Annotated in this window: 25 protein-coding genes; 8 read left to right on the top strand and 17 right to left on the bottom strand. The window is 69.0% G+C overall.

Annotated elements, in window-relative coordinates:
• Positions 1-4: 4 nt before the first annotated feature.
• The 4 genes from hemQ to hemE are packed head-to-tail and all read right to left on the bottom strand — an operon-like array spanning position 5 to position 3663.
• A complete protein-coding gene (hemQ, locus tag ACZ3HV_RS02800) occupies positions 5-703 on the bottom strand; it encodes a hydrogen peroxide-dependent heme synthase (RefSeq protein WP_465680228.1) in 699 nt (232 codons plus the stop codon).
• Positions 700-2109, bottom strand: a complete 1410-nt coding sequence (gene hemG / locus ACZ3HV_RS02795) for a protoporphyrinogen oxidase (protein ID WP_465680226.1) — start codon at positions 2107-2109, stop codon at positions 700-702. The genes hemQ and hemG overlap by 4 nt, the downstream gene beginning before the upstream one ends.
• A complete protein-coding gene (locus ACZ3HV_RS02790) occupies positions 2106-2612 on the bottom strand; it encodes a GNAT family N-acetyltransferase (RefSeq protein WP_465680224.1) in 507 nt (168 codons plus the stop codon). The genes hemG and ACZ3HV_RS02790 overlap by 4 nt, the downstream gene beginning before the upstream one ends.
• Positions 2599-3663, bottom strand: coding sequence for a uroporphyrinogen decarboxylase (hemE, locus tag ACZ3HV_RS02785; protein ID WP_465680436.1), 1065 nt, complete (start codon positions 3661-3663; stop codon positions 2599-2601). The genes ACZ3HV_RS02790 and hemE overlap by 14 nt, the downstream gene beginning before the upstream one ends.
• A gap of 113 nt (positions 3664-3776) precedes the next feature.
• Between hemE and ACZ3HV_RS02780 the strand changes: the two genes are divergently transcribed.
• A complete protein-coding gene (locus tag ACZ3HV_RS02780; protein WP_465680222.1) occupies positions 3777-4385 on the top strand; it encodes a DUF3000 domain-containing protein in 609 nt (202 codons plus the stop codon).
• Complete coding sequence (locus tag ACZ3HV_RS02775; protein ID WP_465680220.1) at positions 4382-5647, top strand: ribonuclease D; 1266 nt, start codon at positions 4382-4384, stop codon at positions 5645-5647. Before ACZ3HV_RS02780 ends, ACZ3HV_RS02775 begins: the two co-directional genes overlap by 4 nt.
• Here ACZ3HV_RS02775 and ACZ3HV_RS02770 read toward each other — a convergent pair whose 3' ends face one another.
• The 6 genes from ACZ3HV_RS02770 to ACZ3HV_RS02745 form a co-directional block, all read right to left on the bottom strand.
• Positions 5648-6133: a VOC family protein gene (locus ACZ3HV_RS02770; RefSeq protein WP_465680218.1), complete on the bottom strand. Its 486-nt coding sequence runs from the start codon at positions 6131-6133 to the stop codon at positions 5648-5650.
• Positions 6134-6198: 65 nt separating this feature from the next.
• A complete protein-coding gene (locus ACZ3HV_RS02765) occupies positions 6199-7401 on the bottom strand; it encodes an MFS transporter (RefSeq protein ID WP_465680216.1) in 1203 nt (400 codons plus the stop codon).
• Positions 7398-7988, bottom strand: coding sequence for a winged helix-turn-helix domain-containing protein (locus ACZ3HV_RS02760; RefSeq protein WP_465680214.1), 591 nt, complete (start codon positions 7986-7988; stop codon positions 7398-7400). The genes ACZ3HV_RS02765 and ACZ3HV_RS02760 overlap by 4 nt, the downstream gene beginning before the upstream one ends.
• A 101-nt stretch (positions 7989-8089) precedes the next feature.
• Positions 8090-8578, bottom strand: a complete 489-nt coding sequence (locus ACZ3HV_RS02755; RefSeq protein ID WP_465680212.1) for a glutathione peroxidase — start codon at positions 8576-8578, stop codon at positions 8090-8092.
• Entirely contained in the window at positions 8575-9252 is a 678-nt protein-coding gene (locus tag ACZ3HV_RS02750; RefSeq protein ID WP_465680210.1) for a dienelactone hydrolase family protein, read from the bottom strand. The genes ACZ3HV_RS02755 and ACZ3HV_RS02750 overlap by 4 nt, the downstream gene beginning before the upstream one ends.
• Positions 9253-9273: 21 nt before the next feature.
• Positions 9274-9945 (bottom strand): hypothetical protein, encoded by a 672-nt coding sequence (locus ACZ3HV_RS02745; protein WP_360379482.1) that lies wholly within the window; start codon positions 9943-9945, stop codon positions 9274-9276.
• A gap of 185 nt (positions 9946-10130) precedes the next feature.
• Here ACZ3HV_RS02745 and ACZ3HV_RS02740 point away from each other — a divergent pair, with 185 nt between their 5' ends.
• Both ACZ3HV_RS02740 and ACZ3HV_RS02735 read left to right on the top strand, forming a co-directional pair.
• A complete protein-coding gene (locus tag ACZ3HV_RS02740) occupies positions 10131-11333 on the top strand; it encodes a thiolase family protein (RefSeq protein WP_465680208.1) in 1203 nt (400 codons plus the stop codon).
• A complete protein-coding gene (locus tag ACZ3HV_RS02735) occupies positions 11330-13444 on the top strand; it encodes a 3-hydroxyacyl-CoA dehydrogenase NAD-binding domain-containing protein (protein ID WP_465680206.1) in 2115 nt (704 codons plus the stop codon). Before ACZ3HV_RS02740 ends, ACZ3HV_RS02735 begins: the two co-directional genes overlap by 4 nt.
• 75 nt (positions 13445-13519) lie before the next feature.
• Here the strand turns inward: ACZ3HV_RS02735 and ACZ3HV_RS02730 are convergent, their stop codons facing one another.
• The 5 genes from ACZ3HV_RS02730 to dxs form a co-directional block, all read right to left on the bottom strand.
• Positions 13520-14830 carry a hypothetical protein gene (locus tag ACZ3HV_RS02730; protein ID WP_465680204.1) on the bottom strand — a complete coding sequence of 437 codons (1311 nt, stop codon included), beginning with the start codon at positions 14828-14830 and terminating at the stop codon, positions 13520-13522.
• 60 nt (positions 14831-14890) lie between these two features.
• Positions 14891-16372 (bottom strand): APC family permease, encoded by a 1482-nt coding sequence (locus tag ACZ3HV_RS02725; protein WP_465680202.1) that lies wholly within the window; start codon positions 16370-16372, stop codon positions 14891-14893.
• Between the two features lie 69 nt (positions 16373-16441).
• On the bottom strand, positions 16442-17806 hold the full coding sequence (locus ACZ3HV_RS02720; RefSeq protein ID WP_465680200.1) for a gluzincin family metallopeptidase: 1365 nt from the start codon (positions 17804-17806) through the stop codon (positions 16442-16444).
• A gap of 66 nt (positions 17807-17872) precedes the next feature.
• Positions 17873-19219, bottom strand: coding sequence for a gluzincin family metallopeptidase (locus tag ACZ3HV_RS02715; protein ID WP_465680198.1), 1347 nt, complete (start codon positions 19217-19219; stop codon positions 17873-17875).
• A gap of 30 nt (positions 19220-19249) precedes the next feature.
• Positions 19250-21136: a 1-deoxy-D-xylulose-5-phosphate synthase gene (gene dxs / locus ACZ3HV_RS02710; protein WP_465680196.1), complete on the bottom strand. Its 1887-nt coding sequence runs from the start codon at positions 21134-21136 to the stop codon at positions 19250-19252.
• 147 nt (positions 21137-21283) lie between these two features.
• On the opposite strand from dxs, the gene ACZ3HV_RS02705 reads away from it, so the two are divergent.
• From ACZ3HV_RS02705 to ACZ3HV_RS02690, 4 genes are all read left to right on the top strand, one after another.
• On the top strand, positions 21284-21820 hold the full coding sequence (locus tag ACZ3HV_RS02705) for a DUF402 domain-containing protein (protein ID WP_465680194.1): 537 nt from the start codon (positions 21284-21286) through the stop codon (positions 21818-21820).
• 407 nt (positions 21821-22227) lie between these two features.
• Positions 22228-23058, top strand: coding sequence for a helix-turn-helix domain-containing protein (locus ACZ3HV_RS02700; protein WP_465680192.1), 831 nt, complete (start codon positions 22228-22230; stop codon positions 23056-23058).
• Between the two features lie 65 nt (positions 23059-23123).
• Positions 23124-23705: a dihydrofolate reductase family protein gene (locus ACZ3HV_RS02695; RefSeq protein ID WP_465680190.1), complete on the top strand. Its 582-nt coding sequence runs from the start codon at positions 23124-23126 to the stop codon at positions 23703-23705.
• Positions 23706-24045: 340 nt separating this feature from the next.
• On the top strand, positions 24046-24540 hold the full coding sequence (locus ACZ3HV_RS02690; protein WP_465680188.1) for a DUF402 domain-containing protein: 495 nt from the start codon (positions 24046-24048) through the stop codon (positions 24538-24540).
• Here the strand turns inward: ACZ3HV_RS02690 and ACZ3HV_RS02685 are convergent.
• Together ACZ3HV_RS02685 and ACZ3HV_RS02680 are read right to left on the bottom strand one after the other, a co-directional pair.
• Entirely contained in the window at positions 24519-25034 is a 516-nt protein-coding gene (locus ACZ3HV_RS02685; RefSeq protein WP_465680186.1) for a hypothetical protein, read from the bottom strand. The two genes, ACZ3HV_RS02690 and ACZ3HV_RS02685, sit on opposite strands and share 22 nt — an antisense overlap.
• Positions 25031-25870: a CocE/NonD family hydrolase gene (locus ACZ3HV_RS02680; RefSeq protein ID WP_465680184.1), complete on the bottom strand. Its 840-nt coding sequence runs from the start codon at positions 25868-25870 to the stop codon at positions 25031-25033. The genes ACZ3HV_RS02685 and ACZ3HV_RS02680 overlap by 4 nt, the downstream gene beginning before the upstream one ends.
• Positions 25871-25988 lie beyond the last annotated feature (118 nt).

Raw genomic sequence — 25988 nt, 5'->3', positions numbered from 1 at the left:
TCCGCTACGCCAGGTTCGCGACCAGCTCGCCGAGCTCGGTCCGCTTGCCGGTGTAGAACGGGATCTCCTCGCGGACGTGCCGCCGGGCCGTGGACGCGCGCAGATCGCGCATCAGGTCGACCATCCGGTGCAGCTCGTCGGCCTCGAACGCCAGCATCCACTCGTAGTCGCCGAGCGCGAACGACGCCACCGTGTTCGCCCGCACGTCCGGGTAGGTGCGCGCCATCTTGCCGTGCTCGGCCAGCATGAAGCGCCGCTCCTCGTCCGGCAGCAGGTACCACTCGTAGGACCGCACGAACGGGTAGACGCACACGTAGGCCCGCGGCTCCTCGTCGGCCAGGAACGCCGGGATGTGGCTCTTGTTGAACTCCGCCGGCCGGTGCAGCGCGAACTGCGACCAGACCGGAACCAGGTGCCGCCCGAGCCTCGACCGGCGCAGCGCGTGGTACGCCTTCTGCAGCGAGTCCGACGTCGGCGCGTGCCACCAGATCATGAAGTCGGCGTCGGCCCGGAATCCTTCGACGTCGTAGATGCCGCGGATCACCACGTCGTCGTCGGCCCGCAGCTTCGCCAGCAGGTCGGACAGCTCAGCGGTCAGCTCGTCCCGGTCCGCGTCCCCCAGCGGCGTCTCGACCTTGAAGACCGACCACAGGGTGTACCGGATCACATTGTTGAGTTCGCGAGCTTTCGGCTTCTCTGTCACGAACCCATTGTCTCCAATGTGGCCAGATGAGCCTGCACCCGGGTGGCCGCCTTGCCACCCGACGCCACGCAGGCGGCGATCCCGACGCCCCGGTACGCCGCTCCGCACACAGCCAGACCGGGCTCCGCCTGCACGGCCGCCTCCAGTCGGTCGACGCGGTCCAGGTGACCCACGGCGTACTGCGGAAGCCCACCACCCCAGCGAGTCACCAGGGACCCGACCACCGGCGCCTGCAACCCCATGGCACGCCCGAGGTCCGCGGTGGCCAGCGCTATCAGCTCCTCATCGGACCGCTGCAACACGTACTCCTCACCGAGCCGTCCGACCGAGGCACGCAGTACCGCCAGGTCTCCCCCGGCCTCGCTCGACCACTCCCACTTCGCGTGCGAGTACGTCGCAGCCTTGATCGTCCGCCCCTCCACCGACGGCACGAGGAACCCCGACCCGATCGCATCAGCCGGCCAGTCCTTCTTCCGGACCGCCAGCGTCACGATCGCCATGCTCGCGTACTCGATCGTCGCCAGCTCGGTCGATGCCGCCGGCACCAGGTCGGCCAGCATCCGGGCCGCGGGCGCCGCGGGTACGGCGACGATCACGGCGTCCGCGGTCAGCAGAGTCGGAGCCGGCACCGGCCCGGCCTCCAGCGTGTATCCATCGGCCGTCCGCGTGATCCGCCGTACGGCGAGCTTGCGCCGGATGTCGACACCACGAGCCGTCAGATCCTTCTCCAGCGCCTCGATCACCCGGTTGACCCCACCGACGACGCCCGCGAACACCGGCTGACCGGCCCGACGCTGTCCTGCCTCCCGCAGCTCGGCGGTCGCCGTGAGCAGGCTCGGGGCCGTCCGCAGCTTGGCGTAGAGCTCCGGGACCGCGGCCGCCAGCGAGATCTCCTCGGCTTTGCCGGCGTACACCCCGCCGAGCAGCGGATCGATCAGCTTGTCCGTCACCGCCGACCCCATGCGCTCCCCGACGAACCGTCCGATCGCAACGTCCTCGGTGAGCGCCGGCGCGGGCAACTCCGCCTCATGTGCGACCTGGGAAGCGGCCGATGATCCGAGTACGTCGACCGTCGTGGCCGGGTCGACCGGGACGCCCATGATGGTCGGCGGGATCGCCCGGATCCGGTCCCCGACCCATAGCCCGGCGGACGTCGTGGCCGGATGCACCAGGTCGTCGCCGAGCCCGACCGCGCGAATCAGGTCGACCGCCTCCGGCCGCCGGGCCAGCACCGACTCGGCGCCCAGGTCGACCGGCACACCCTCGAGCTCATCGCCCGCCAGCTTGCCCCCGAGCCGCGGCGACCCCTCGAGCACGGTGATCTGTGGAGGATTCGGCCCGGTCGCCAGCGCGTACGCAGCCGCCAGCCCGCTGATCCCGCCACCAACCACAACCACCCTGCTCACGAGTCCTCCAGCATCAGCTCGTACCTCGTCCCCGGTCCCAGGTCCGTGTTCGACTTGCCGATCGGCCGGAAGCCTGCCCGCGTCAAGATCGTCTGCGACGCGGGGTTGCGGTCCGACGCCCCCGCCCACAGCCTCGTCAGCCTGTACTCCGACGCAGCGAGCTGGATGACCGCGCGCACCGCGGCCGTGGCGAGCCCCTTGCCGCCGGCCTTCTCCGCGATCCGGTAGCCGAGCTCGGCCGACCCGTTCTCGAGGTCGACCAGGTTCACCCTGCCGACCACCGCACCGGACTTGTCCACCAGGACGTGGAACTGGCAGACCCCAGCCTCCTGCTCGGCCAGGCGGGCCGCGTGAATGGCCGCGAAGGACGTGAAGTAGTCGTCACCGCGGTCCCACACCCACGAGGCGAAGTACTCGCGGTTCTCCAGCTCGAACGCCAGTACGGCGTCGGCGTGCGCTGCGGTGAGACGCTCCAGCGTCACCTCGTGGTCAGGCAGGTACACGGGCGGACTTCGCGTGGACGTACTTGACGATCCGGCCGAGGACCTCGGGGTCGGCGTTCGGCGGGACACCGTGGCCGAGGTTGAAGATGTGACCGGGTGCCGCGTGCCCCTCGGCCAGGATCCGGTCGATCTCGGGCTCGAGGGCGTCCCAGCCGGCGAAGAGCAGCGCCGGGTCCAGGTTGCCCTGCACCGGCTTCGGACCCGCGCCGGCCGCCGTGATCCGCCGTACCGCCTCGTCCAGGGGCACGCGCCAGTCGACCCCGACGACGTCGGCGCCGGCCGCGCTCATCAGGCCGAGCAGCTCGCCCGTGTTCACGCCGAAGTGCAACCGCGGTACGTCGTACGACGCCAGCGCGTCGAAGACCTTGGCCGAGTGCGGCTCGACGAACCGCTCGTAGTCCCGCGGCGACAGCCCGCCCGCCCACGAGTCGAACAGCTGGATCGCGGACGCACCCGCTTCGACCTGGACCGAGAGGTACGCGATGGCGACATCGGCCAACCGGTCCGCGAGCGCGTGCCACAGCGCCGGGTTGCCGTGCATGAGCGCCTTCGTCTTGGCGTGGTCCTTGCTCGGCCCACCCTCGACCAGGTACGACGCGACCGTGAACGGCGCGCCCGCGAACCCGATCAGCGGGGTCCCGCCGAGCTCGGAGACCAACTGCTGCACCGACTCGGTGATGTACGGCACATCGGCCGGTGTGACCGGGCGGACCGTCTCCAGGCCGGCGGCGTCGCGGATCGGGTTCGCGACCACCGGGCCGACGCCGGGCTTGATCTCGATGTCGAAACCGACCGACTTCAGCGGCAGGACGATGTCGGAGTAGAAGACCGCCGCGTCCACGCCGTAACGGCGTACCGGCTGCAGCGTTATCTCGACGACGAGGTCGGGACGCATACACGACTCGAGCATCGTGGTCCCCTCACGGACCTTGTGATACTCCGGCAGCGAACGCCCCGCCTGGCGCATGAACCAGACCGGCGTGTGCGGTCCGGGCTCGCCGCGGGCCGCGAGCAGGAAGGGAGAACGGGCGGTCGCCGAGGTGTCTGTCAAGGGCACAGAGCGATGATCCCACGCCGCCTTCAGGCTGCTCACAGGGTGGTCGCGGCCTGTTACCGGCGCGTCGAGAGCAGCGTCGGTGAGTAATCAGTCGTAGGCTGCGAAGCATGGGTGCCCGCAAGCAGGTCGACGCGCCACCCGCGGAGTTCGCCGAGGCAGTGTCGCAATTGCGCGGTGCCCGGTTCCGGCCCGAGGTATTCGTCGAGGAGATGCCCGCACCGCAGCGGATCGCACCGCATGCGGCGGCGGTCAGCGCCGACGTGACGGTCGACGGCGACGACATCGCCACCGGCCGCCTGGTCATCCTCTACGACCCGGACGGGAACGACGCCTGGCAGTCGACCTTCCGCTGTGTCGCGTACGTGCGTGCCGCCGTCGAACCGGAGATGGTGACCGACGCGCTGCTCGGTGGCGTGGGCTGGACCTGGCTGATGGAGGCGCTGACCGACCGGGGTGCGGACTTCCTGGCCCCGAGCGGTACCGTCACCAGAGTGGTATCGGAAAGCTTCGGCGGCATGGCCGACGACGACGCGACGGCGGAGATCGAGATCCGCGCGTCCTGGAGTCCGGTACCGGGACCTGGTGACGGTCGCAGCGTGGACGTGACCCGGCACGCCGAGGCGTGGGGCGAGGTGCTCTGCACGGCGGCCGGCCTGCCGCCGGTTCCGCCGGGAGTGGTCGCGATGCCGACCCGGCGCGGACAGCGGGGCCGATGAGCCCAGCCGAGACCCAGCAGTCGCCCGTCCCGGACGACCCGACCGCGCAGTTGCCGCTGCTCGAGCTGCGCGACGGGCTCTCCGAGGTCGTCGACTCCGACTCCGCGCTGACCGAGGTGGTCGACGCGTTCCGCTCCGGCACGGGCCCGGTCGCCGTCGACGCCGAGCGCGCGTCCGGTTACCGGTACTCGCACCGCGCGTACCTGGTGCAGCTGCGCCGCGAGGGCTCCGGCTCCGCGCTGATCGACCCGATCCCGTTCGGTGACCTGTCCGCGCTCGGCGACGCGATCGTCGACACCGAGTGGATCATCCACGCCGCCAACCAGGACCTGGCCTGCCTGGCCGAGGTCGGGATGGTGCCGCGGACGGTGTTCGACACCGAGCTGGCCGGCCGCCTCCTCGGGTACCCGAAGGTCGGCCTGGCCTCGCTGGTGAGCGAAGTCCTCGGCTACCGGATGCGCAAGGAGCACTCCGCCGCCGACTGGTCGACCCGGCCGCTGCCCGCGCCCTGGCTCGTGTACGCCGCGCTGGACGTCGAGATGCTGATCGAGCTGCGCGACGCGATCGAGCAGGAGCTGCGCCGCGAGGGCAAGTGGGAGTGGGCCGAGCAGGAGTTCTCCGCGATCCTCGAGGCTCCCCCGCGGGAGCCGAGGCCCGACCCGTGGCGTCGTACGTCGGGCATGCACCGGGTCCGCAATCGCCGGAGTCTGGCCGTCGTACGGGCGTTGTGGGAGGCCCGCGACCAGATCGCCGAGACCGCGGACATCTCCCCCGGCCGGATCCTGCCCGACGCGGCGATCGTCGAGGCGGCGTCGGCGATGCCGGCCGACCGGGACACGCTGCAGCGCCTGACCGCGTTCAAGGGCCGCGGCGCGCACCGGCACATGCGGACCTGGTGGGAGGCCGTCGAGCACGCACGCCGCCTCCCCGAGTCCGAGCTCCCCAAGCAAGGACCCCGGTACGACGGCCCGCCGCCGGCCCGAGCCTGGGCCGACCGCGACCCGGACGCGGCAGCACGGTTGTCCGCCGCGCGAGCCGCGGTCTCGGAGATCGCCGAGGCACACCGGCTGCCGACCGAGAACCTGCTCTCCCCCGACACGATCCGGCGCCTCGCATGGTCGCCGCCGCCCGACCTGAGCCTCGACGTGGTGACGACGTTCCTGCGCGAGCACCACGCCCGCGGCTGGCAGATCGGCCTCACCGCCGAGACCCTGACCGACGCCATGGCCTCCGAGGCCGCGCCCGCCAAACCGCTGGACTGATCAGCCCACCGGGCGGAACAACGAGCTCTGCACGTACTCCAGCGCCTTGGTGAACTTCTCATCGGCGAACCGGCGCCCCAACTCGGCTTCGTCGACAACCTCGATCCGCGTCTGCAGCCAGTACAAGTTCCCGAAGGGGTCGTGTACCCGCGCCACGACATCGCCCCAGAACAGATGCGTCGGCTCGGTCACCACCGTGCCCCCGGCCGCAACGGCCTTCTTCAGCGTCTCGTGCACATCCGGCACGTAGAGCCGCAGGAACGCCGGCGTCGGCGGCCAGTCCGGCTTGTCGAACATCATCACCACCGAGTCCCCGATCCGCATCTCGGCGTGCCCGATGTTCCCGTGCTCGTCCACGACCCGTCCGCCCAGGTCCTCGGCATCGAACGCGGCCGCCAGGAAGTCCATCAGCCCGGCGGTGTCGCGCCCGATGATCCACGGCGTCACCGAGTGGTATCCCTCGGGGATCGGGTTCACAGTCGTCATGATTCCTGCTCCTTCGCGGTCGGCTACCCCTCACGCTAGAAGCAGTACAGGACAACTTCGGTCCTCTACTCCACGCTGACGGTCGGCTTTCGACGGATCTGATCGCCGAGGGTGAGAACGATCTGGAGTGCGCCGAGCAGGATCACCGTCGCGATGATGACGAAGATCGTGCGGTAGCTCAGCAGGCTGACGAGCAGGCTGCCGAGTGCGAGGGAGATCGCCTGCGGCGTGGACAGCAGGACCTCGACCGCGGTCGACACCCGGCCGATGAGGTGGCCGGGCGAGCGGCGCTGCAGCAACGTTGTGAACGCGACGAACGTCCACGGCAGGCCGAGACCACAGATGCCAGCGCCGACCAGCACCACCGCGATGGTGGGCGCGCCGGCGCACACGATGGTGGCGACGGCCAGCGCGGCCAGGCCGATCGCACAGCCGGAGACCTCGCCGAGACGCCGTACGACGCGGCTCGCGGTGAGTCCGCCGATGACCGCGCCGACGCCCTGGCAGGTCACGAAGACGCCGGAGAAGGTCGGCGGCTTGTCGAAGGCGTCCATCAGCGCGTAGATCGACGACTCGAAGAAGCCGATGACGAGGATCGAGATCGCGAGCCCACCGAGGACGTGGCGGAGCACCCGGTCGTCGACCAGGAAGCGGACACCCCCAAGGAGGTCCTCCCGGAAGGTGTTCCGCACCGGCGCCGGGCTCTCGGTGACCTTGATCGTCGCGATCAGCAGTCCGGCGACGGCGAAGCTGGCCGCGTCGACGACCGCCACCAGCCAGCCGCCCGCGGTGGCGAAGATCGCGGCCCCGACCAGCGGCCCGAACAGCCGGTACCCCTCCTTGATCGTGGCGAGGCTGGAGTTGGCGTCGACGAGCAGGTCGTCCGGTAGCAACTCCTTGAGCAGCCCGTTGACGGCGGCGGGCAGGACGACGAACGAGACGCCGTACAGGAACGCGACCACCCAGATCAGCCAGACGTCGTTCTCGCCCCGCACGAACACGAGTGGGAGCACCGCGGCCGCACTGGCGAAGTTGCCCCAGACGAGGATCGCCTTGCGGGGCAGCCGGTCGACCCAGACGCCGAGCAGCGGAGCACCGAGCGCGGGCAGCACCATGAAGAAGAACGTCAGCCCGGCGAGCGCGTTGGAGCCGGTGAGCGTCTTCACCCACATGCTCAGCACCAGCAACATCATCGAGTCGCCGAGCATCGACGTACTCAACCCGCCGAAGAGGCGCGGGAACCCGGGCTGTGCGAACAGCTTCCTCATGCCGGCTCGACCCCCGGGAGGTACGTCGGTACGCCCCACGCGACGAACTCACACAGCCTCGAGCCGGGCGGCCGCTGCTCCGGTTCGGTCAGTCGCTCCACATGGCGGTCGAGGACCGCATTGATCGCGTCATTCATCTCCTTGAGCTCGGCCGCGGTCAGCCACGCGACCATCTCGGTGCTGCTGTGCGCCTCGCGCCATTCCTCGGACTCCTCCGGCGCGCGCTGCTGCGCCTCCCGCAGCCGGTCCATCGCGCGACCCATCACCACCTCGGACAGCGCCTGCGCGGCCCGCCGCTCGTCGAGCGACCCCGACGCGTGCTCGTCGTCCCAACGGAATCCGAGCCCCGGCACCTGCCACGGTCGCTGCCGGCCCTTCCCGCCCGCGGCCTCCTCGACGAACCCGTACTGCGCCAGCTTCCGCAGGTGCCACGAGCAGTTGGCCGGCGTCTCGTCGAGCCGGTCGGCCAGTTCGGTCGCGGTCAATGGACCGCTGATCGACAGCAGTTCGATGATCGCCATCCGCACCGGGTGCGCCAGAGCGGTGAGTTCACGCGGGTCGCTGAGGCGACGATGCGGGTTCGGCATGCGTCGAAAGTACTCTTTCGAAAGAGTTGTTGCAACAGAATCCGGACCAAAGAAATCGCCCACCGCGGACCCGCGGTGGGCGATCTGACGAGCAGGCGTAACTAGGCCGGGAGCTGGGCTTCGATCGCGGTGACGATCTCGTCGGACTGCGGCTCGGTGCGGGGCCGGAAGCGGGCCGCGACCGTACCTTCGGGGCTGATCAGGAACTTCTCGAAGTTCCACTGGATGTCACCGGCCTCGCCGTCGGCGTCCGGCGTCGCGGTCAGCTCGGCGTACAGCGGGTGCCGGCCGTCGCCGTTGACCTCGAGCTTGTCCAGCATCGGGAAGGTCACGCCGTACGTCGTGGAGCAGAAGGTCTCGATCTCCTCCGCCGTCCCCGGCTCCTGGCCGCCGAACTGGTTGCACGGGGCACCGAGCACGGTGAAGCCGCGGGACGCGTACGTCTCCTGGAGCTTCTCCAGGCCCTCGTACTGCGGGGTCAGGCCACACTTCGACGCGACGTTGACGACGAGGACGGCCTTGCCCTTGTAGTCACCGAGGGAGGTCGGTGCACCGGAGAGGGTCGTCAGCGGGATGTCGTACAGGCTCATGCTGTTCCTTGGGAGGTTGGGAGGTTGCGAGAGAGGAAGTCGACGGTACGGCGCCACGCGAGCTCGGCGGCGTCCGCGTGGTGGAAGGCAGGCAAGGGGTTGTCGAACGCGTGACCGGCGCCGGGGTACCGGTGGATCTCGGCCTCGCCCAGCGCCGGGACGACCGCGTCCACCTCGAGATAGGTGTCCGCGTCGCCGAAGTGATGCAGGCTTCGCGCATCCACCTTCGGCGCGAGCTCCAGGAGCCGCGGCAGCGCGGAGCCGTAGTAGCTCACCAGGACGTCCGGCGACGAGGCCGCGGCGACGTTGAAGCCGAGGCCACCACCGAAGCAGAAGCCGACCACGCCGGTGGCGCGGTCGCGACTGCGCAAGTACTCCAGCGCGGCGACCGCGTCCGAAACGGCCAGGTCCCAGTCGAGCCGCTGCACGATGCCCATGGCGCGCTGCAGCAACTCAGGGTCCGACTCGTCCAGCTCGGTCTCGTCCAGCCGCCAGTAGATCTCGGGCGCCACCACGTAGTACCCGAGCGCAGCAAGATCCGCCGCACGCTGCTTGATGTAGTCGGAGACCCCGAAGATCTCCTGAAGGAGCAGCACCCCCGGCGTGTCGCTGTCCGTGGAGCCCCACTCGTGGACTGGCATCAACCCGCTACCGGTATCGATCTCCAACGTCACACGGTGAAGCCTACTTCTCGGCTAGCGAACTTCCACCCGGTCTTCCGTGATCGGCATCGGAGCAGGCGCGGGCTTGGGCACCCAGGCCTTGCATTCCGCGATCGCGGCGATGAGCAGGTTGTACAGCCGGTCGTCCGGGTCCGGTACGCAGGCCTGCGAGATGCCTTCGACCGCGCACGACACGGCCCGGGGTGCGGTCCGGCGGGCGAAGTCCGGCGTACCCCGGCGGGTCCGGGCGGTGAAGGACCGCGCCCACTTGGTCGCGGACGGGACCGACTCCAGCACCGCGAGCGAGTCCGGCTCGAGGTCGTCCAGCGGACGTCCGTCCAGCGCGGCCAGGTGCTTCTCCCCCACCAGCAACGCGACGGCCAGGATGTACTGGCGCTCCTGCGAGACCACCGGCAGCGCGTGCTGGATGCAGCGCGCGGTCACCCGCGGCACGACGTGCGGATCGTCGGGCGTCAGGCCGATCACGGACGGGATCAGCGGCGCCAGCCGCGACCGGCCGGCATCCGTCGTACAGTCGTTGACGTCCCGCGCCACGCCCGCGAGCAGCGGATGCGTGCAGGCAGGGTGGTCCGACCATGGCTCGCCCGCCAGATACGAGGCGAACTCCATGAAACAGGCGCCCTTACGCGGATTGCGGTGCTTCCCCCGGCTGAGGACGGGTACGGCGAGATCAAAGTTGTTCATAGAACGGCTCCCCATCGCTACCTGGCACCAGCATGCGCCGATTCGACGCCATTCGCCACGGGTTACGCCTGAGTGACCACATGGCTGTGGTTTGTGAGCAGCCGCACAGCGTGGGGTGGTTGGGGAGTTCTGTTACCGGCGGGTAGCATCGGGGTAGCTTTCCCGACCCCCAGAGGAGGGCCCTCGTGCCCCGTGAGATCCGCGATGTCGTGTTCGTCGACGGCGTTCGCACCCCGTTCGGCAAGGCAAAAGGTCAATACGCCGAAACCCGCGCCGACGACCTCGTCATCAAGTGCATCCGGGAGTTGCTGCGGCGGAACCCGGAGCTCCCGCCGGAGCGGGTGGACGAGGTCGCGATCGCGGCCACCACCCAGATCGGCGACCAGGGCCTGACCATCGGCCGGACCGCGGCCCTGCTGGCCGGCCTGCCGAACACCACCCCGGGCTACGCCATCGACCGGATGTGCGCCGGCGCGATGACCGCCGTCACCACCACCGCCGCCGGGATCGCCTTCGGCGCGTACGACGTGGTCGTGGCCGGCGGTGTCGAGCACATGGGCCGGCACCCGATGGGCGAGGGTGTGGACCCGAACCCGCGGATCATCTCCGAGAAGCTGGTCGACACCTCCGCCCTGGTGATGGGCTCGACCGCGGAGAACCTGCACGACCGGTTCCCGGCCATCACCAAGGAGCGCGCGGACGCGTTCGCCGTCGCGTCTCAGGAGCGGGCCGCGAAGGCCTACGCCAACGACCTGATCCAGCCGGACCTGGTCCCGATCGCGACCCGGTCGGCCGAGCAGGGCTGGGGCTACGCGTCCACTGACGAGCCCATGCGCCCCGGCACGACGGCCGAGGACCTCGCCAAGCTGAAGACCCCGTTCCGTCCGCACGGCCGCGTCACCGCGGGCAACTCCGCCGGCATCAACGACGGCGCCACCGCCTGCGTCCTCGCGTCCGCCGAGGCCGCCGCGGAGCTCGGGCTGACCCCGAAGATGAAGCTGGTCTCCTACGGCTTCGCCGGCGTCGAGCCCGAGGTGATGGGCGTCGGGCCGATCCCGGCGACCGAGAAGGCCCTCAAGCTGGCCGGGCTGACGATCGACGACATCCAGGCGTTCGAGGTGAACGAGGCGTTCGCCGTCCAGGCGATCGCGTTCCTGGAGCACTACGGCATCGCCGACGACGACCCGAGGGTCAACCCGTACGGCGGTGCGATCGCGTACGGCCACCCGCTGGCGTCGTCCGGCGTCCGGCTGATGAACCAGCTGGCCAAGCAGTTCGAGCAGCGCCCCGAGGTCCGCTACGGCCTCACCACCATGTGCGTCGGCCTCGGCATGGGCGGAACCGTCATCTGGGAGAACCCGAACTGGGAAGGGAACGCGGCCGCATGAGCGACTTGCAGGAACTGATCGACACCGCGGTCGCGCTGTCCGGCGACGAGGTCGTCACGCTCGCCCGTTCTCGCGATGTGGTGCTGCCTGGGAAGGCCGGCACGATGGCGCTGATCACGCTCGACAACGGGCATGACCACACCAAGCCGAACACCTTCGGCCCGAAGGGTCTAGCCTCGCTCAACACCGCGATCGACGCCGCTCTGGCGCGCGACGAGATCGTCGCGATCGGTGTGACCGGCAAGCCGTTCATCCTGGCCGCGGGCGCCGACCTGACCGGCGTACCGAAGCTGGTCGACCGGGAGCAGGCGCTGAACCTGGGCCGGATCGGGCACGGGGTGCTGCGCAAGCTGGTCGACGGCGGGAAGCCCAGCTTTGCCTTCGTGAACGGTGTCGCGCTGGGTGGCGGACTCGAGGTCGCGCTGCACGCGACGTACCGGACCATCTCGGTCGCGGCCGGCATGCTGTCGACGCCGGAGGTCTTCCTCGGCCTGATCCCGGGCTGGGGTGGCAACTTCCTGCTGCCGAACCTGATCGGCGCCGACAAGGCCGTCAAGGTCGTGGTCGAGAACGCCCTGAACCAGAACAAGATGCTGAGCGGGCCGGAGGCGGTGCGATTCGGCATCGGCGACGTACTGCTGGACTCGGCGGACTTCCTCGAGCAGTCGCTGATCTGGGCGAGCAAGGTGCTGACCGGCTCGGTTGTCGTCGAGCGGGCGGACGTCGACCGCGGTGCCGCGTGGGACGCGGCTGTTGCCCGGGGCAAGGGATTCGCCGACGTCAAGGTGAGCGGTGCGGCGCCGGCGCCGTACCGGGCGCTGGAGCTGATCGCGGCGGCCAAGGACAACGATCGCGACCGGGGGTTCGCGGCCGAGGACGAGGCGCTGGCCGACCTGATCATGAGCGAGGAGCTGCGCAGCGGCCTCTACGCTTTCGACCTGGTGAACAAGAGGGCCAAGCGCCCCGCCGGTGCGCCGGACAAGTCGCTCGCCCGCCCGGTCACCAAGGTCGGCGTCGTCGGCGCCGGTCTGATGGCGGGCCAGCTGGCGCTGCTGTTCGTACGGCGCCTCGAGGTCCCCGTCGTACTCACGGACCTCGACCAGGAGCGCGTGGTCCGTGGGGTCGGGTATGTGCACGGCGAGATCGACAAGCTGCTCGGCAAGGGCCGGATCCGGCCGGACAAGGCGAACCAGCTGAAGGCGCTCGTCTCCGGCTCGGTGGACCGGGCCGTGTTCGCGGACGCCGACTTCGTGATCGAGGCCGTGTTCGAGGAACTGCAGCTGAAGAAGACGATCTTCGCGGACCTGGAGAAGATCGTCCGGCCGGACGCGATCCTGGCCACGAACACCTCGTCCCTGTCGGTCACGGACATGGCCGCGGACCTGGAGCACCCGGAGCGGGTGGTCGGGTTCCACTTCTTCAACCCGGTCGCGGTACTGCCGCTGCTCGAGATCATCCGGGCCGGCCAGACCGACGACGCGTCGCTGGCCACCGCGTTCGCGGTCGGCAAGACGCTGAAGAAGTCGTGCGTCCTGGTGAAGGACGCGCCGGCGTTCGTGGTGAACCGGCTGCTGACCCGGTTCCTGGGTGAGGTCAGCGCGGCGGTGGACGAAGGCACGCCGATTCCGGCGGCGGACAAGGCGTTGTCGGCGCTGGGGCTGCCGATGCCGCCGTTCGTACTGCTGCAGCTGGTCGGTCTGCCGGTCGCGCTGCACGTGGCGGAGACGATGAACCGGGCGTACCCGGACCGCTTCACGGTCTCGGAGAACCTCGCCAAGGTCGTTGCCGCCGGCAAGAACTCGTTCTACCTGTGGCCGGAGGGCAAGCCGGTCGTCGACCCCGAGGTCGAGGCCCTGGTGACGGTCGGCGACAAGCCGTCCACCCCCGACGAACTGCGCGACCGGGTCCTCACCGCCCTGGCCGAAGAAATCAAGATCATGCTCGACGAGGGCGTGGTCGCCGAGGCCGCAGACATCGACCTCTGCCTCCTCCTCGGCGCCGGCTGGCCCTTCCACCTGGGCGGCATCACCCCCTACCTGGACCGCACCGGCATCGCCGAAAAGGTCAACGGCACCCGCTTCCTGCCGAAGGGCATCGCAAGCCTCGCCTGACCAGGGACCTGCCGAGCCCCCGGCTTTGTGTCCCATCCCCGCCCCCCCGAGCGAAGCGAGGGGGGCGGGTGCTTTTCAGCCTTTGAACTTCTTGACGGCGGCGACCAGCTGGGCCGGCGTCTTCCCCGTGTGCTTCTTGAGGATCGCCTCGTACGCCGCCTGAGTCGTGGTGTGCTGCGCCAGGTCGGTGTAGAGCGACGCCACACCCTTCTCCCCCAGCTTCGACTCCAGGTACGCCGTGACCCACCAGCTCTGCCCGTACGAGCGATCCCCGTCGGCGTCGAACTCCGCGGGACCGGGCAGCACCTTCATCCCCGGCAGATACTTGGTGCGCACCGTCTTGCGGTACGGGTCGACGGTCCAGTGCGGATCATCCTCGATCGACGCACAGCGCACGTACTCCGCGAGCCCCTCGACCAGCCAGATCGGGGTGTTGTGACCGATCGGCACGGTCGCGACGTGCGTCATCTCGTGCACCAGCAGATCCTCGTCGAGCCGCGTGCGGACCGCCGGGTTCACCACGATCCGGCTGCTCACCGGCGTCGTCGTCTTCGGCCCGATCGGCTCCCCGTCGTACAGGGTGACCGCCTTGGCAGCGATGGTCCAGCCGGAGCCCGAGCCGGACGTCCACAGCAGCGACATCACCCGCGGTTCGGCCATCGCGACCACCATCACCGCGCCGTTCCACGGTCGCGGCCAGTGCCGCCGGACCGCGTCGACCGCCCCCTGCGACACCTTCGCGACCTTCTGCCCGAGCGCGAGCTCGCGCTTGTCGACCACGACGACGACCTTGCCGCGCCGGACCACCGCGACTTCCTGGTAGTCCCACGGCTGCCGGTGCCCGTCGTCGCTCAGCTCGCCGTCGATCGCACTGTCCTCGACCAGGATCCAGGCCCCCGAGCGCCGTACGAACGTGTACCCGAGGTCGGTCTGCACCGGCTTCGCGTCCAGGCCGGCCAGCTGGTACCGCATCATCACCCGGGTCGTGAACGCACCCGCGCCGTACTTCGTGGTCAGCTCCGGCGACTCGCGCTCCTCCGCGGCGAAGTACGTCAGCTTGGTGAACCCGAACTTCCGCAGGTTCGTGAACAACAGCTTCTGCCGCGCCACCAGCCGCGGCTGCTTCGGATCGACCGCGGCGAGGAAACCGCCCTGGCTGCCCTTCAGCACCGCTCTCGCCCGAGCCGCCAGGACGACGTCGACCTGGTCCTTGCGGACCTTCTTCTGCGCATCCGTGAGGCGGCCGGGCGTCGCGGTGGCCTCGACCGCGGCCGCGGCATTGCTGCCGGGCGACGCGCCCTGCTGATCGCGGACGACGATGACACCCGCGGTCGCGGCGAGCGCCAGAGCGGCACAGCCCGCGAGCAAGCGTCTCGGGTGCTTCATCGATATCCCCCTCGGATGGTCGGCTGATCCTACCGTCCGCCGACCATCCGAGCGGGCAGGTCAGGCCTTGGTGACCTCGCCGGTGCGTTCCTCGATGCCCACCCGGCTCCTGCGGTAGCCGTAGAGGGCGTAGACGAGGAAGCCGAGCACCATCCAGATGGCGAACCGCAGCCAGGTCTCCAGCGACAGGTTCAGCATCAGGTAGAGGCAGATGAGCGCGGCCAGGATCGGGATCACCGGGCTGCCCGGCACCCGGAACGAACGCTCGATGTCCGGCCGGCTCTTGCGCAGCAGCGGTACGGCGATCGAGACCAGGGTGAACGCGGCCAGGGTGCCGATGTTCACCATCTCCTCGAGCTTCCCGATCGGGGTGAGACCGGCCACGATCGCGACGATGATGCCGATCGCGATGGTCAGGCGGTACGGCGTACCCCACTTCGGGTGCGTCTTGCCCAGCTGACGCGGCATCAGGTGGTCGCGGCTCATCGCGAACACCACGCGGGCGGCGCCGATCATCAGGGTCAGCACCACCGTGGTCAGACCGGCCACGGCACCCGCGGAGATGAGTGTCGCGAAGCCACCGCGCCCGACCGAGCGGAACGCCTCGGCCAGCGCCGCCTCACCGTTGATGTCGGTGTACTTCACCATGCCGGTGATCACGATGCAGACCAGGACGTAGAGCACGGTGCAGATCGCCAGCGAGCCGATGATGCCGCGCGGCAGGTCGCGCTGCGGGTTCTTCGCCTCCTCGGCGGTGGTCGCGACCACGTCGAACCCGATGAATGCGAAGAACACCAGCGACGCGCCCGACACCAGGCCCATCACGCCGAACGTCGACGGGGTGAACCCGAACAGCGCCTGGAACAGCGGGGTGGTGATGGTGACATCGCCGTTCGGGGCCGGCACGCTCGGCGGGATGAAGGGCGAGAGGTTCGAGCCCTTGATGTAGAACAGGCCGGCGATGATCACGAACAGCACCACGAAGAGCTTGATCGCGACGAGCACCAGGTTGACCCGCAGCGACTCCTTGATCCCGATCGTCGCGAGCGTCGCCAGCACCGCGACCAGCAGCATCGCGAGCACGTTCACGTTGCTGTCCGGCCCGATCGATTCCGGCCAGCCCAACCCGATCTCATCAAGGAACAGAGCCGCGTACGTCGACCAGCCCTGGGCGACGACGCTTGCCCCGAGCATCAACTCGAGCAGCAGGTCCCAGCCGATGATCCAGGCGAAGATCTCACCGAGGGAGAAGTACGAGAACGTGTACGCCGACCCCGACACCGGGACCGTGGACGAGAACTCGGCGTAGCACAGTGCGGCGAGCGCACAGCAGACCGCGGCCAGCACGAACGACAGCGCGATGCCCGGCCCGGCGTACGCCTTGGCCGCGCGACCGGTCAGCGTGAAGATGCCGGCGCCGATGATGACACCGATGCCGAAGACGGTCAGATCGACCGCGGTGAGGCGTTTCTTGAGCTGGTACTCCGGTTCGTCGGTGTCCGCGATCGACTGCTCGATCGTCTTCTTCCGCACAAGACTCATTTGCGCCTCCTCGAATGGACGGAACCCATTCGAGACTGCCGCTCTGACCGCGCGAGGTCAAACCGCCACTCAGCGTTGCGGCTGGTAGGTCTGCAGTGAGGTCCACAACGTCGCCTCGGTGAGGCCGCTGCGGCTGAGCAGGATGCGGTCCCGGGAGGCCTGGTCGGTGCCGTGCATCGCCATGTCCTCGTACAGCTCCTCGACATGGTCGAGCCCGAGTCGCTGCACCAGGTAGCGCACGGCCAGCCAGCTGACGCCGTACACGTCGGCGGAGTTCTGGTAGAAGCCCGCGTCGTCGGGCAGCGAGCTCATGGCCGGCAGCGCCTCGTCGATGACGTCCTGTTCCCACTTGCCGACCTCACCCGGTCCGCTGATCGCCTCGATCCCCCGCCAGGACACGTACTCGGCCGCGCCCTCGGCCAGCCACAGCGGTTCGTAGCCGCCCAGGTCGGCGGTGGCCACGTGGGTGGTCTCGTGCGACAGCAGGATCTCGTCGACCCGGTCACGCTCGTTCGGGTTGATCACGATGTAGGCGCCGGCGACCGTGCCGTCGGCGGTGTCCTGACCGGGCAGCGAGGAGAACGTCGAGCCCGCACTCGCGGCCGACTCGATGTCTTCGTCGGCGAACCGGGCGTCGCGGACGTTGGTCTCGTCGAGCGCGATCACGAAGACCGAGCCACGCCACTTCCGCGGCCAGTACGCCGACACCTCGGCCAGTCCCTCGGATGCCTCGGTCACGATCGCCCGGCCGCGCTTGGTGTCGCCCTTCTCCACCACGACCAGCACCCGCGGCCCGCGGAGCACCTCGATCCGGCCCAGGTCCCAGGCCTCCTGGTGCGCACCAGGGCCGAGGTCGCTGTCCAGATCGTCGTCGTCGGTGAGCACCCACCGGCCCGCCTGGCTGACGAACGTGTACCCGAGCTCGGTCGTCACCGGCGTGATGTCGACCTTCGGGATCTGGTAGCGCATCAGCACCCGGACCAGGTACGTCGTCCGGCCGTGCGCCTGCAGCACCGCGGGATTGAACCGCTCCTCGGCCTGGCTGTAGCCGAGCTCGGTGAAGCCGATCTCGACCAGGTTCGCGAACAGCACCTTCTGCGCGGCCACCAGCTTCTTGTTGGCCGGATCGACATCGGCCAGGAACAACTGCTCGTTCCCGGTCTGCACGGCCTGCGCACGACGCAGCAGGATGGTGTCGATCGCAACCCGCCGGGCAGCGACTGCGGCGGCGGTCTTCGACGGCTTGGTGCTCTGGCTCGGCCCTGGCGTCAGGGGCGCCACGGACCTGGCCCGGGCGTCCTCGTGCCGCTCTCCAACGGTGTAGACCACGCCGCCGCACACCAGTGCCACCGCCGCCAGCAATCCCAGCCAGCGGCGGGGACCATGCGGAACCTGAGCGCCCGGCGGTCCGGCGCTAGGGGTGGTCGCACTCACTTCGGGTCGTTCCCCTCCGAGTACCCGTCAGTCACGGCCCGGCTACCCTACTCGACGCGGGCCGTTCTAGGCCGCCGCGGCGGCTTTCAGGGCTTGGAACAATCCTGCCTCGGTCAGTCCGACGTGTTCGAGCATGATTCGGTCTCGATCGGCCTGCGTCTTGCCGAGCGCTGCCAGCTCCTGGTAGAGCGTGCCGATCTCGGTCCCGCCGTACCGGGCGAAGAGGTAGTCGACGGCCAGCCAGGACAGCGGATACGAGCTGTCGGACTGCTGGAAGAAGACCGCGTCGGCGGGCAGGCTCTTGGCCTTGGCCAGGTACTTCGTCCGGACGTCCCGCTTGTACTTGTCGAGCGCCAGCGGCTCCGCACCGTCCATCGGCAGGAACTCGACGTACGTCGCCGCGCCCTCGACCAGCCAGCGCGGGGCGTACGGCCCGTACGGCGCGGTCGCGACATGGGTGAACTCGTGCGCCAGCGTCCGCGCGTCGATCTTGTCACGGTTGCGCGGGTTGATGACGACGTACGAGTCGGCGCGCTCCCCCTCGCCGGTGACCTCGCCCGGCAGCGTCCGGTAGACCCAGGTCGCCATCGCCAGCGCGTCCTCGGCGTTCTTCGGCTGCGTGTAGTCGGCACCGCGGACGATCTTGTCGTCGAGCGCGATCACCATGCCGGAGCCGTTCCAGCCGCCGGGCCAACTCTTGCTGACCGCCTTGACCGCGCTGCTCGCCATCCCGACCAGCTTGGTCGCGAGCTGCACCTGGCCCCTCTCGACGACCACGAGAACCCGCGGCGCGCGCTTCACCAGAACGTCGCCGGTGTCCCACGCCTCCTGGTGCGATCCGCGCGGCAGCCGGTTGTCCAGGTCGGTGTCGGACACCAGCATCCATTCGCCGGTCGGCCGTTCGGTGAACGTGTAGCCGAGCATCGCGCGGACCGGGACCATGTCGATCCCCTTGATCTGGTACACCATCGCGATCGCGATCAGGTAGGTCGACGGGCCGTACTTCTTGGTGATGGCGTCGTCGTACTGCTGGGCCAGCTGCTGGTAGGCGAGCCGGGCGAAGCCGAACTGGCGGAGGTTCGTGAAGAGCGTCCGCTGCCGGGCCATCAGGCTCTTGTTGCCCGGGTCGACGTCGGCCAGGAAGTCCTTTTCGTTGTCGGCGAGCACGGCCTGGGCGCGCTTCTTCAGCACCTTGTCCACGGCCGCGGCCCGGGCGGCCAGGTCGATGTCCGGCGTGGTGGCCACGGCGGCACCCGACCCGCCTGCCCGATCGCTGGAGTTATGCAGGGCAAGACCGCCGGCGACCGCGGCCGCCACGAGAACCAGCGACAGCAAGACCGGCCAGACCCGCGTCCGGCGGCGGGCGGCATGCCGGCTCCGCGGCGGTCCGGTGTGCCGCCCTGCCTCAGTCACGGTCCCGCTCCGGCCCGGGCCTGGTCCGGCTCAGGCGCTGCCCGGTCGGCCGCCGGCCGGCTCGTTGAGGGCGTCGCCGTGGTGCTTGGCGATGAGTTCGGTGATGTCGCGGGCGAGCTCCTGCCCGGTCAGCCCGATCTCCTGCAGTACGGCAGGACGCTTGGCGTGCTGGAGGAACTCTTGCGGGATCCCGAAGTCGCGGACCGGCGTCGCCACCTTCGCGTCACGCAGCGCCTGGGCGATCATCGACCCGCAACCACCGGCGCGGCCGTTGTCCTCGATCGTGACCACCAGGTTGACGTTCGCGGCCAGCTCGACCAGCGCCGGATCGACGGGCTTGACCCACCGCGGGTCCACCACGGTCACGCCGAAGCCCTGCGCCTCCAGCCGGTGCGCGACATCCATCGCGGTCGCGGTCATCGCCCCGATGCCAACCAGCAACACGTCGCTGCCGGACTTCTTGAGTACGTCGACTCCGCCGACCTGGTCGATCGCGTCGATGTCGGCGTACACCTCACCCTTGGCGTAGCGCAGGACGGTGGGCGCGTCGTTCACGTCGACGGCTTCGTTGAGGAGCTCCTCGAGCCGCTTGCCGTCCCGGGGCGCCGCAAGGCGGAGGCCGGGGACGACCTGCAGGATCGACATGTCCCACATGCCGTTGTGGGACGGGCCGTCATCACCAGTGACACCCGCCCGGTCCAGCATGAACGTGACGCCGCAGTTGTGCAGCGCGACATCCATGAGGACCTGGTCGAAGGCCCGGTTCAGGAACGTCGCGTAGAGACCGACGACCGGGTGCAGACCGCCCATCGCCAGCCCGGCCGCGCTCGTCACCGCGTGCTGCTCGGCGATGCCGACATCGAAGATCCGGTCCGGGAACTCCTCGGCGAACGGCGCCAGGCCGGTCGGGTGCAGCATCGCCGCCGTCACCGCAACCACATCCGGGCGGCGGTGACCGATCCGCACGATCTCGTCGCTGAACACGTCGGTCCAGCCCCTGGGCTTGTTGGCCGGGCGGATCTGGTGGAAGTTGTCCTCTTCGTCCTGCTCGGCGGCGGCGTACCCGAAGCCCTTCTGGGTCACCGCGTGCACGATCACCGGGCCGCCGAAGGCCTTCGCGCTGCGCAGCGCGTCCTCCATCGCCTCACGGTCGTGGCCCGCGACGGGGCCGACGTACTTCAGGCCGAGGTCTTCGAACATGCCCTGCGGGGCGAGCATGTCCTTCAGGCCCTTCTTGACCCCGTGCAGCACCTCATACATCGGTGCGCCGACGTACGGCGTACGCCCGAGATTCTTCTTGATCAGGTCGAGGATCTTCTCGTAGCGCGGGTTGGTGCGCAGGCTGGTCAAGTGCGTGGCCAGGCCGCCGACGGTGTCGCTGTAGGAGCGGCCGTTGTCGTTGACGATGATGACCAGCTTGAGGTCCTTGGCGGCGGCGATGTTGTTCAGCGCCTCCCAGGCCATGCCACCGGTCAGGCCACCGTCGCCGATCAGCGCGACCACGTGCCGGTCCTCGCCGCGGAGCTTGTAGGCCTTGGCCAGGCCGTCGGCGTACGACAGGGCGGTCGAGGCGTGGCTGTTCTCGACGATGTCATGCTCGGACTCGGCCTGGTTCGGGTAGCCCGACAGGCCGCCTTGCTGACGCAGCGTGTCGAACTCCGAGACCCGGCCGGTGACCAGCTTGTGCACATACGCCTGGTGCCCGACGTCGTAGATCAGCCGGTCGCGTGGAGAGTCGAACACGCGGTGCATGGCCAGGGTGATCTCGACCATGCCGAGGTTCGGCCCCAGGTGGCCACCGGTCCGAGACACCGTCTCGACCAGCACATCGCGGATCTCCGCCGCGAGATCAGTGAGCTGCTGACCGGTCAGCGTCTTGAGGTCCGCCGGCCCTCCGACCCTCTCCAGCACACGCATCGAGCTCCTCCCGCAGGTCGTCCTCGAACACTTGAGTCTATTCACCCGGCGCCCGGTTTCCGAACTTGGCAACCACCACCGGAGCAATCTCACATTCCAGGACGTCGGCTCCGGCAGGTTGGTTCGGCTTTCACCTAGAGTGATCGCATGCAGCCAGACCGGGGAAGGTGGGGTGGGGAAGGTATCGGCATGGTGCGGACGCTGTTCTGCAAGTACGACGGACAGCCGCACCGGCTCGTGGAAGCCGTCCGCCTCGGTGAGGACGAGCACGGCCTGTGGGTGGGCTCGGTCCCCGGCACCCGCGGCCAGCGCGCCGACGGCAGCTGGACCACCATCGACCACCACCGCGTCCGCCTCTTCCCGCACGGCCAATGGTGGAGCGCCCTCTTCAACGACACCCCCCACCAGACCGCCATCTACTGCGACATCACCATGCCCGCCGAGTTCGGCGTCGACACCGTCACCACCGTCGACCTCGACCTCGACATCCGGTTGATGCGAGACGGCTCCGTCCGCGTCATGGACGAAGACGAGTTCCACCAGCACCAGGTCAAGTACAACTACCCACCCCAGGTAGTAGCCACCGCCCAAGCCACCTGCGACTACCTAGCCACCCACATCACCACCACAGAACCCTTCACCACCGCCTACAAGCCCTACTTAGAACTGATCCGCACCCTGTAGCGCCGGCGGACAACAACCGGCCCTCATCGGCTAGGAGCCCCCCTGAGCCGACGAGGGCCGATCAAACGTTGCCACCCCCAGTAGCAACCTCACCATGCTCGATCACTATCCGCGCCCGAGCCATAGCTAGCAGCAAAGTTGCATCAACCTGCAGAACCGGCCGCGGCAACCTGCAGTTTGTGGGCTCTTCACACTGCGGGCACGGGTGACCGCGCCACCAAAAGGCCGAGGCCTACAACGGGTTCTCCGCCTGGACCCGGTTCGGCAACCAGGGCGTGATCGCCGAGAACGACCGTCGACGAGGTCGACTTTGGCGGCGAACCGCCCGCGGCCGCGTAGCAGGGCACAGGCGGCAGCGCGGCTGGCGATGCCGGCGGGGCGTCGGCGATGCTGTGGGAGTGGAGTACGTGTCCAGAGTTCCGCGACCGCCGCTGGACGGGCTGATCGACGACCTTTACTACCTGGAGGGTGCGTCGCCGTACGCCCGGCTGACACTGCCGCCGTCGCCGTCGGCGTTGCTCATCGTCAACCTCGGGGCGCCGTTCCGCATCCGCGCCGGCACCGACGTCGAGACGGCCGAGTACGCCGACGGCTGCGTGGTCACGATGCCGACCCGCGCGTTCGAGTTCGGCTACCCACTCCGGACCCGGTCCGTCGGCGTGCACTTCAAGCCGTGGGGGCTGGCGCCGTTCCTGCCGATGCCCGCGGCCGAGCTGTGTGACCGGCCGGTGACGATAGAGCAGGTTTGGGGCCGGCACGCCATTGCTGAGCTGCGAGACCGGCTGGCCACGGCGGACCGACCGCGCGAGATGCTGACGCTGCTCGAGGAGGAGCTGATCCGACGGCTGTGCGAGACCGCCGGGCTGGGGCTGGTTCGCCATACGAGCAGTGTCATCGCGGCGACCAGCGGGGCGGTGGCGATCGGCGACCTGAGCGCGGCAGCCGGTGTCAGCACCACTCATCTGGCACAGCGGTTCAAGGAGCTCATCGGCGTCACGCCGAAGCGGCTGGCCCGCACCCACCGCTTCACCGCCACCGTGTTCGCGATCAACCCCGCCGGACCGGTCGACTGGGGTCACCTCGCCGCCGGCGCAGGCTACTTCGACCAGGCCCACTTCAGCCACGAGTTCCGGGCGTTCACCGGGCTCACACCAACCCAGTACGTCGAAGTCCGGCGGCGGTTCCTGCGTGAACATCCCGGCCACACGCTGGAAGGCTGGCCGCTGCCGGCCGATTGATTTCTTACAAGACCGACAGCTCACAACTCGCTAATTTGGGGGCACCCAAAGCAAAGGAGCGCCCCGTGGGCAAGGTGGTCATGTACAGCTCGGTGTCAGTGGACGGCTTCATCGCGGACGAGAATGACCAACCCGGACCGCTGTTCGACTGGTTGACCAGCGGTGACGTCCCGTTGGACGACAGCGGCGTGCTCAAGGTGTCGCAGGTGTCCAACGACTACACCCGGGCGTACTGGGACCAGATCGGGGTGACAGTCGCCGGCCGCCACGTCTTCGACATGACGGACGGCTGGGACGGGAAGCCTCCGGCCGGGATCGACCACGTGGTCGTCGTGACGCACCGGCCGGAGCCCGAGGGCTGGGACCCCGAGGCGCCGTTTCACTTCGTCGACGGCGTCGAGGCAGCCATGGCCAAGGCGCAGGAGCTTGCCGGTGACCGCATAGTCGAGGTCGCCGCCGGCGACGTCGGTGGCCAGGTGCTTGCCGCAGGTCTGGTCGACGAGGTGCGCATGGACGTCGTACCCGTCGTGTTCGGGTCCGGCAAACGCTACTTCGGGTCGGTCCACGCGCAGCACCTGTTGGAAGATCCTGAGGTGGTGATTCAGGGCAACCGGGTGCTTCACCTGCGCTATCAGGTGCGCCGCTGACCGATCTGAGCAGGCACGCGAAGAGGTCCACTGCGAACGGTTGCCGGTAGGCGGCGGGCCGGCACGCCAGGACCGTGCGATCGGGCTCCAGACGCTGGCCGACCACGACCAGGCCGAGCTCATCCAGGCGGCAGAACGTGGTCAGGTCAGGGCAACCGAAGGTAGCGTCAGGCACTCGAGGTCTTCCAGATGGGCGGCGTAGGACCTCCATCCTCGGAAGACCTCGACACCTACCCCGGGACCGACGCGCCAGCCACCATCCAGCCAGCGACTACACCTTCAACTGCGAAGAGCCATTTGTGGAACGGCCGCGCACCCCCGCGACGATAGGTTTGGGGCTATGCGTGATGTTCGGGTGGTTTATCGGAAGTTCGACGAGAAGCTGCACTGGCATCAGTGGATGCGGTATCTCGGGGAGGACGAGTTCGGGGTGTGGCTGGGCGCGCCGGCGAACTCGGTGTCGCAGCGCGGGGACGAGCCGGTGGTGACGCAGGAGCAGGCTCATGTGCAGTTGTTCCCGCGGGACCAGTGGTTCACGGCGATCTTCAACGACGAGCCGCGGTCGACGGAGATCTACTGCGACATCACCACGCCGGTGGAGTTCTCCGAGGACGTGGTCACGATGATCGATCTCGATCTGGACGTGATCAAGAAGCGGGACGGGACGGTGCTCGTCGACGACGAGGACGAGTTCGCCGAGCATCAGGTCAAGTACGGGTATCCGGCCGACGTGATCGCGACGGCGCAGGAGACCTGTGACCGGCTGGTCGGCGCGGTCGCGACGGAGGAGCCGTTTCTGTCCGTCTACAAGACTTATCTCGACAAGGTTCGATAGCTCAGCGTCGCGTTCTTCAGGAGCATCGCGCCGGGGAGCGGGCCGCGTTGGCCGGCGAACATGTCCGCGACCGGGGTGACGGTGAGGTAGAGGTTCTGGCCGGCCGGTACGTCGACGGCGATCGCGGGGAGCTCGACCGTGCGTTGGACACCCTTGGCGACGCGCTTCTCCCGAAGCGGCATCGTGTTGTTCTGTACGACCTTGGCGGTCAGCGGGTTGGCGCCGACGCTGAGCGCGAAGAAGGAGCCCGAGTCCGGGACCAGCGTGTAGAGCTTGCCGGAGAGCCGGGGTGTTCCAGCCACGGTCAGCGGTCCGGCCGCGATCTTCAGATTCGGCGGCAAGCCGGCGCCCGTCGGGGTGAGGATCTTGCCGAGTGCAATCCGCTGGTTCGGCGCCAGATTCCGTTGTGTCAGGCAACGACCATCCGCGGTCGACAGGTGATAGACGCCGAAGCCGGACAGTCCGGTCGCCTTGCCGAGCAGGTTCGCGGTCATGAAGCGCACCGCGAGGTCCGAGAAGTTCGGCGACGCCAGCGCGATCGAGCACGGATCACCAGCGGTCGCGAAGCCAGGAGGTACGACGCTCGGCAGCGTATGACCACGTGCGCGAAGAACGCATCCAGATCGCGCCCGGCCTTACCCGGCGGCCAGGCGCCGGTCGTTATCAGGGCGACGAACGCGGCCGACACCGCCGGTGGAAGGTGGGTGCCGCCACCGGCGTACAGAAGCGAGAGCCAGAGCGTCCGCGCGGCCTCATCCGGGGCGAGGCTCTGCTTCAGATCCCACCAGGTGACCTCGGGCGCGAGCGCGTCGAACCGGGTCCGCCCGCGGTCCCGCAGCTCGGTGAACGCGCCGGCGAACTGGTACCCGCCGCCGTACGACCCGCCGATCGCACCAATCAGCGGATCACCCGGCCGCTGCTTCGTCACCCAGTCGAGGCCGGCGACCAGGTCGACGAGCTTGACCACGTCGCGACCCTCGTAGTCCGGGTTCATCACATGGGCGACGCCCGTACTCTCGCCGAAGCTGCGCTGGTCGAAACTCAGTACGCCGAATCCCGCGTCGAACCAGGCCTTGAACGCGCCCGGGTCCTTGGTCCGGCTGCCACCCCAGCCATGACTGTGGAAGATCAACGGGACAGTGTGGGCAGCCGAGGCGCCGGCGGGCTCGAAGGGCGAATAACAGATCCGTACGGGCGTCGTCGTACCAGGCTCCGGGACCGAGGTGACGCACCCGTTGCTGACCGTCGACGCGGCCGCGGCGGGCACCGCGAGCAACGAGGACGCGACCACAACAAGCGCACAAGCGAGAGAGACAATCCGACGGCGCACCAGTCACCCCCAGTGATCGATGGATCTCGTTCCGCACACGCTAGACCACCACACCCCCACTGACCAGATCCCGGCTGCGCTCACGGCGAACCGACGGCACCAAACCGCGCCGACGCTG

The sequence above is a fragment of the Kribbella sp. NPDC020701 genome, from assembly GCF_055562215.1.
Note: the sequence above shows the minus strand (reverse complement) of the source record. Positions and strands in the feature narration are given on the sequence as shown.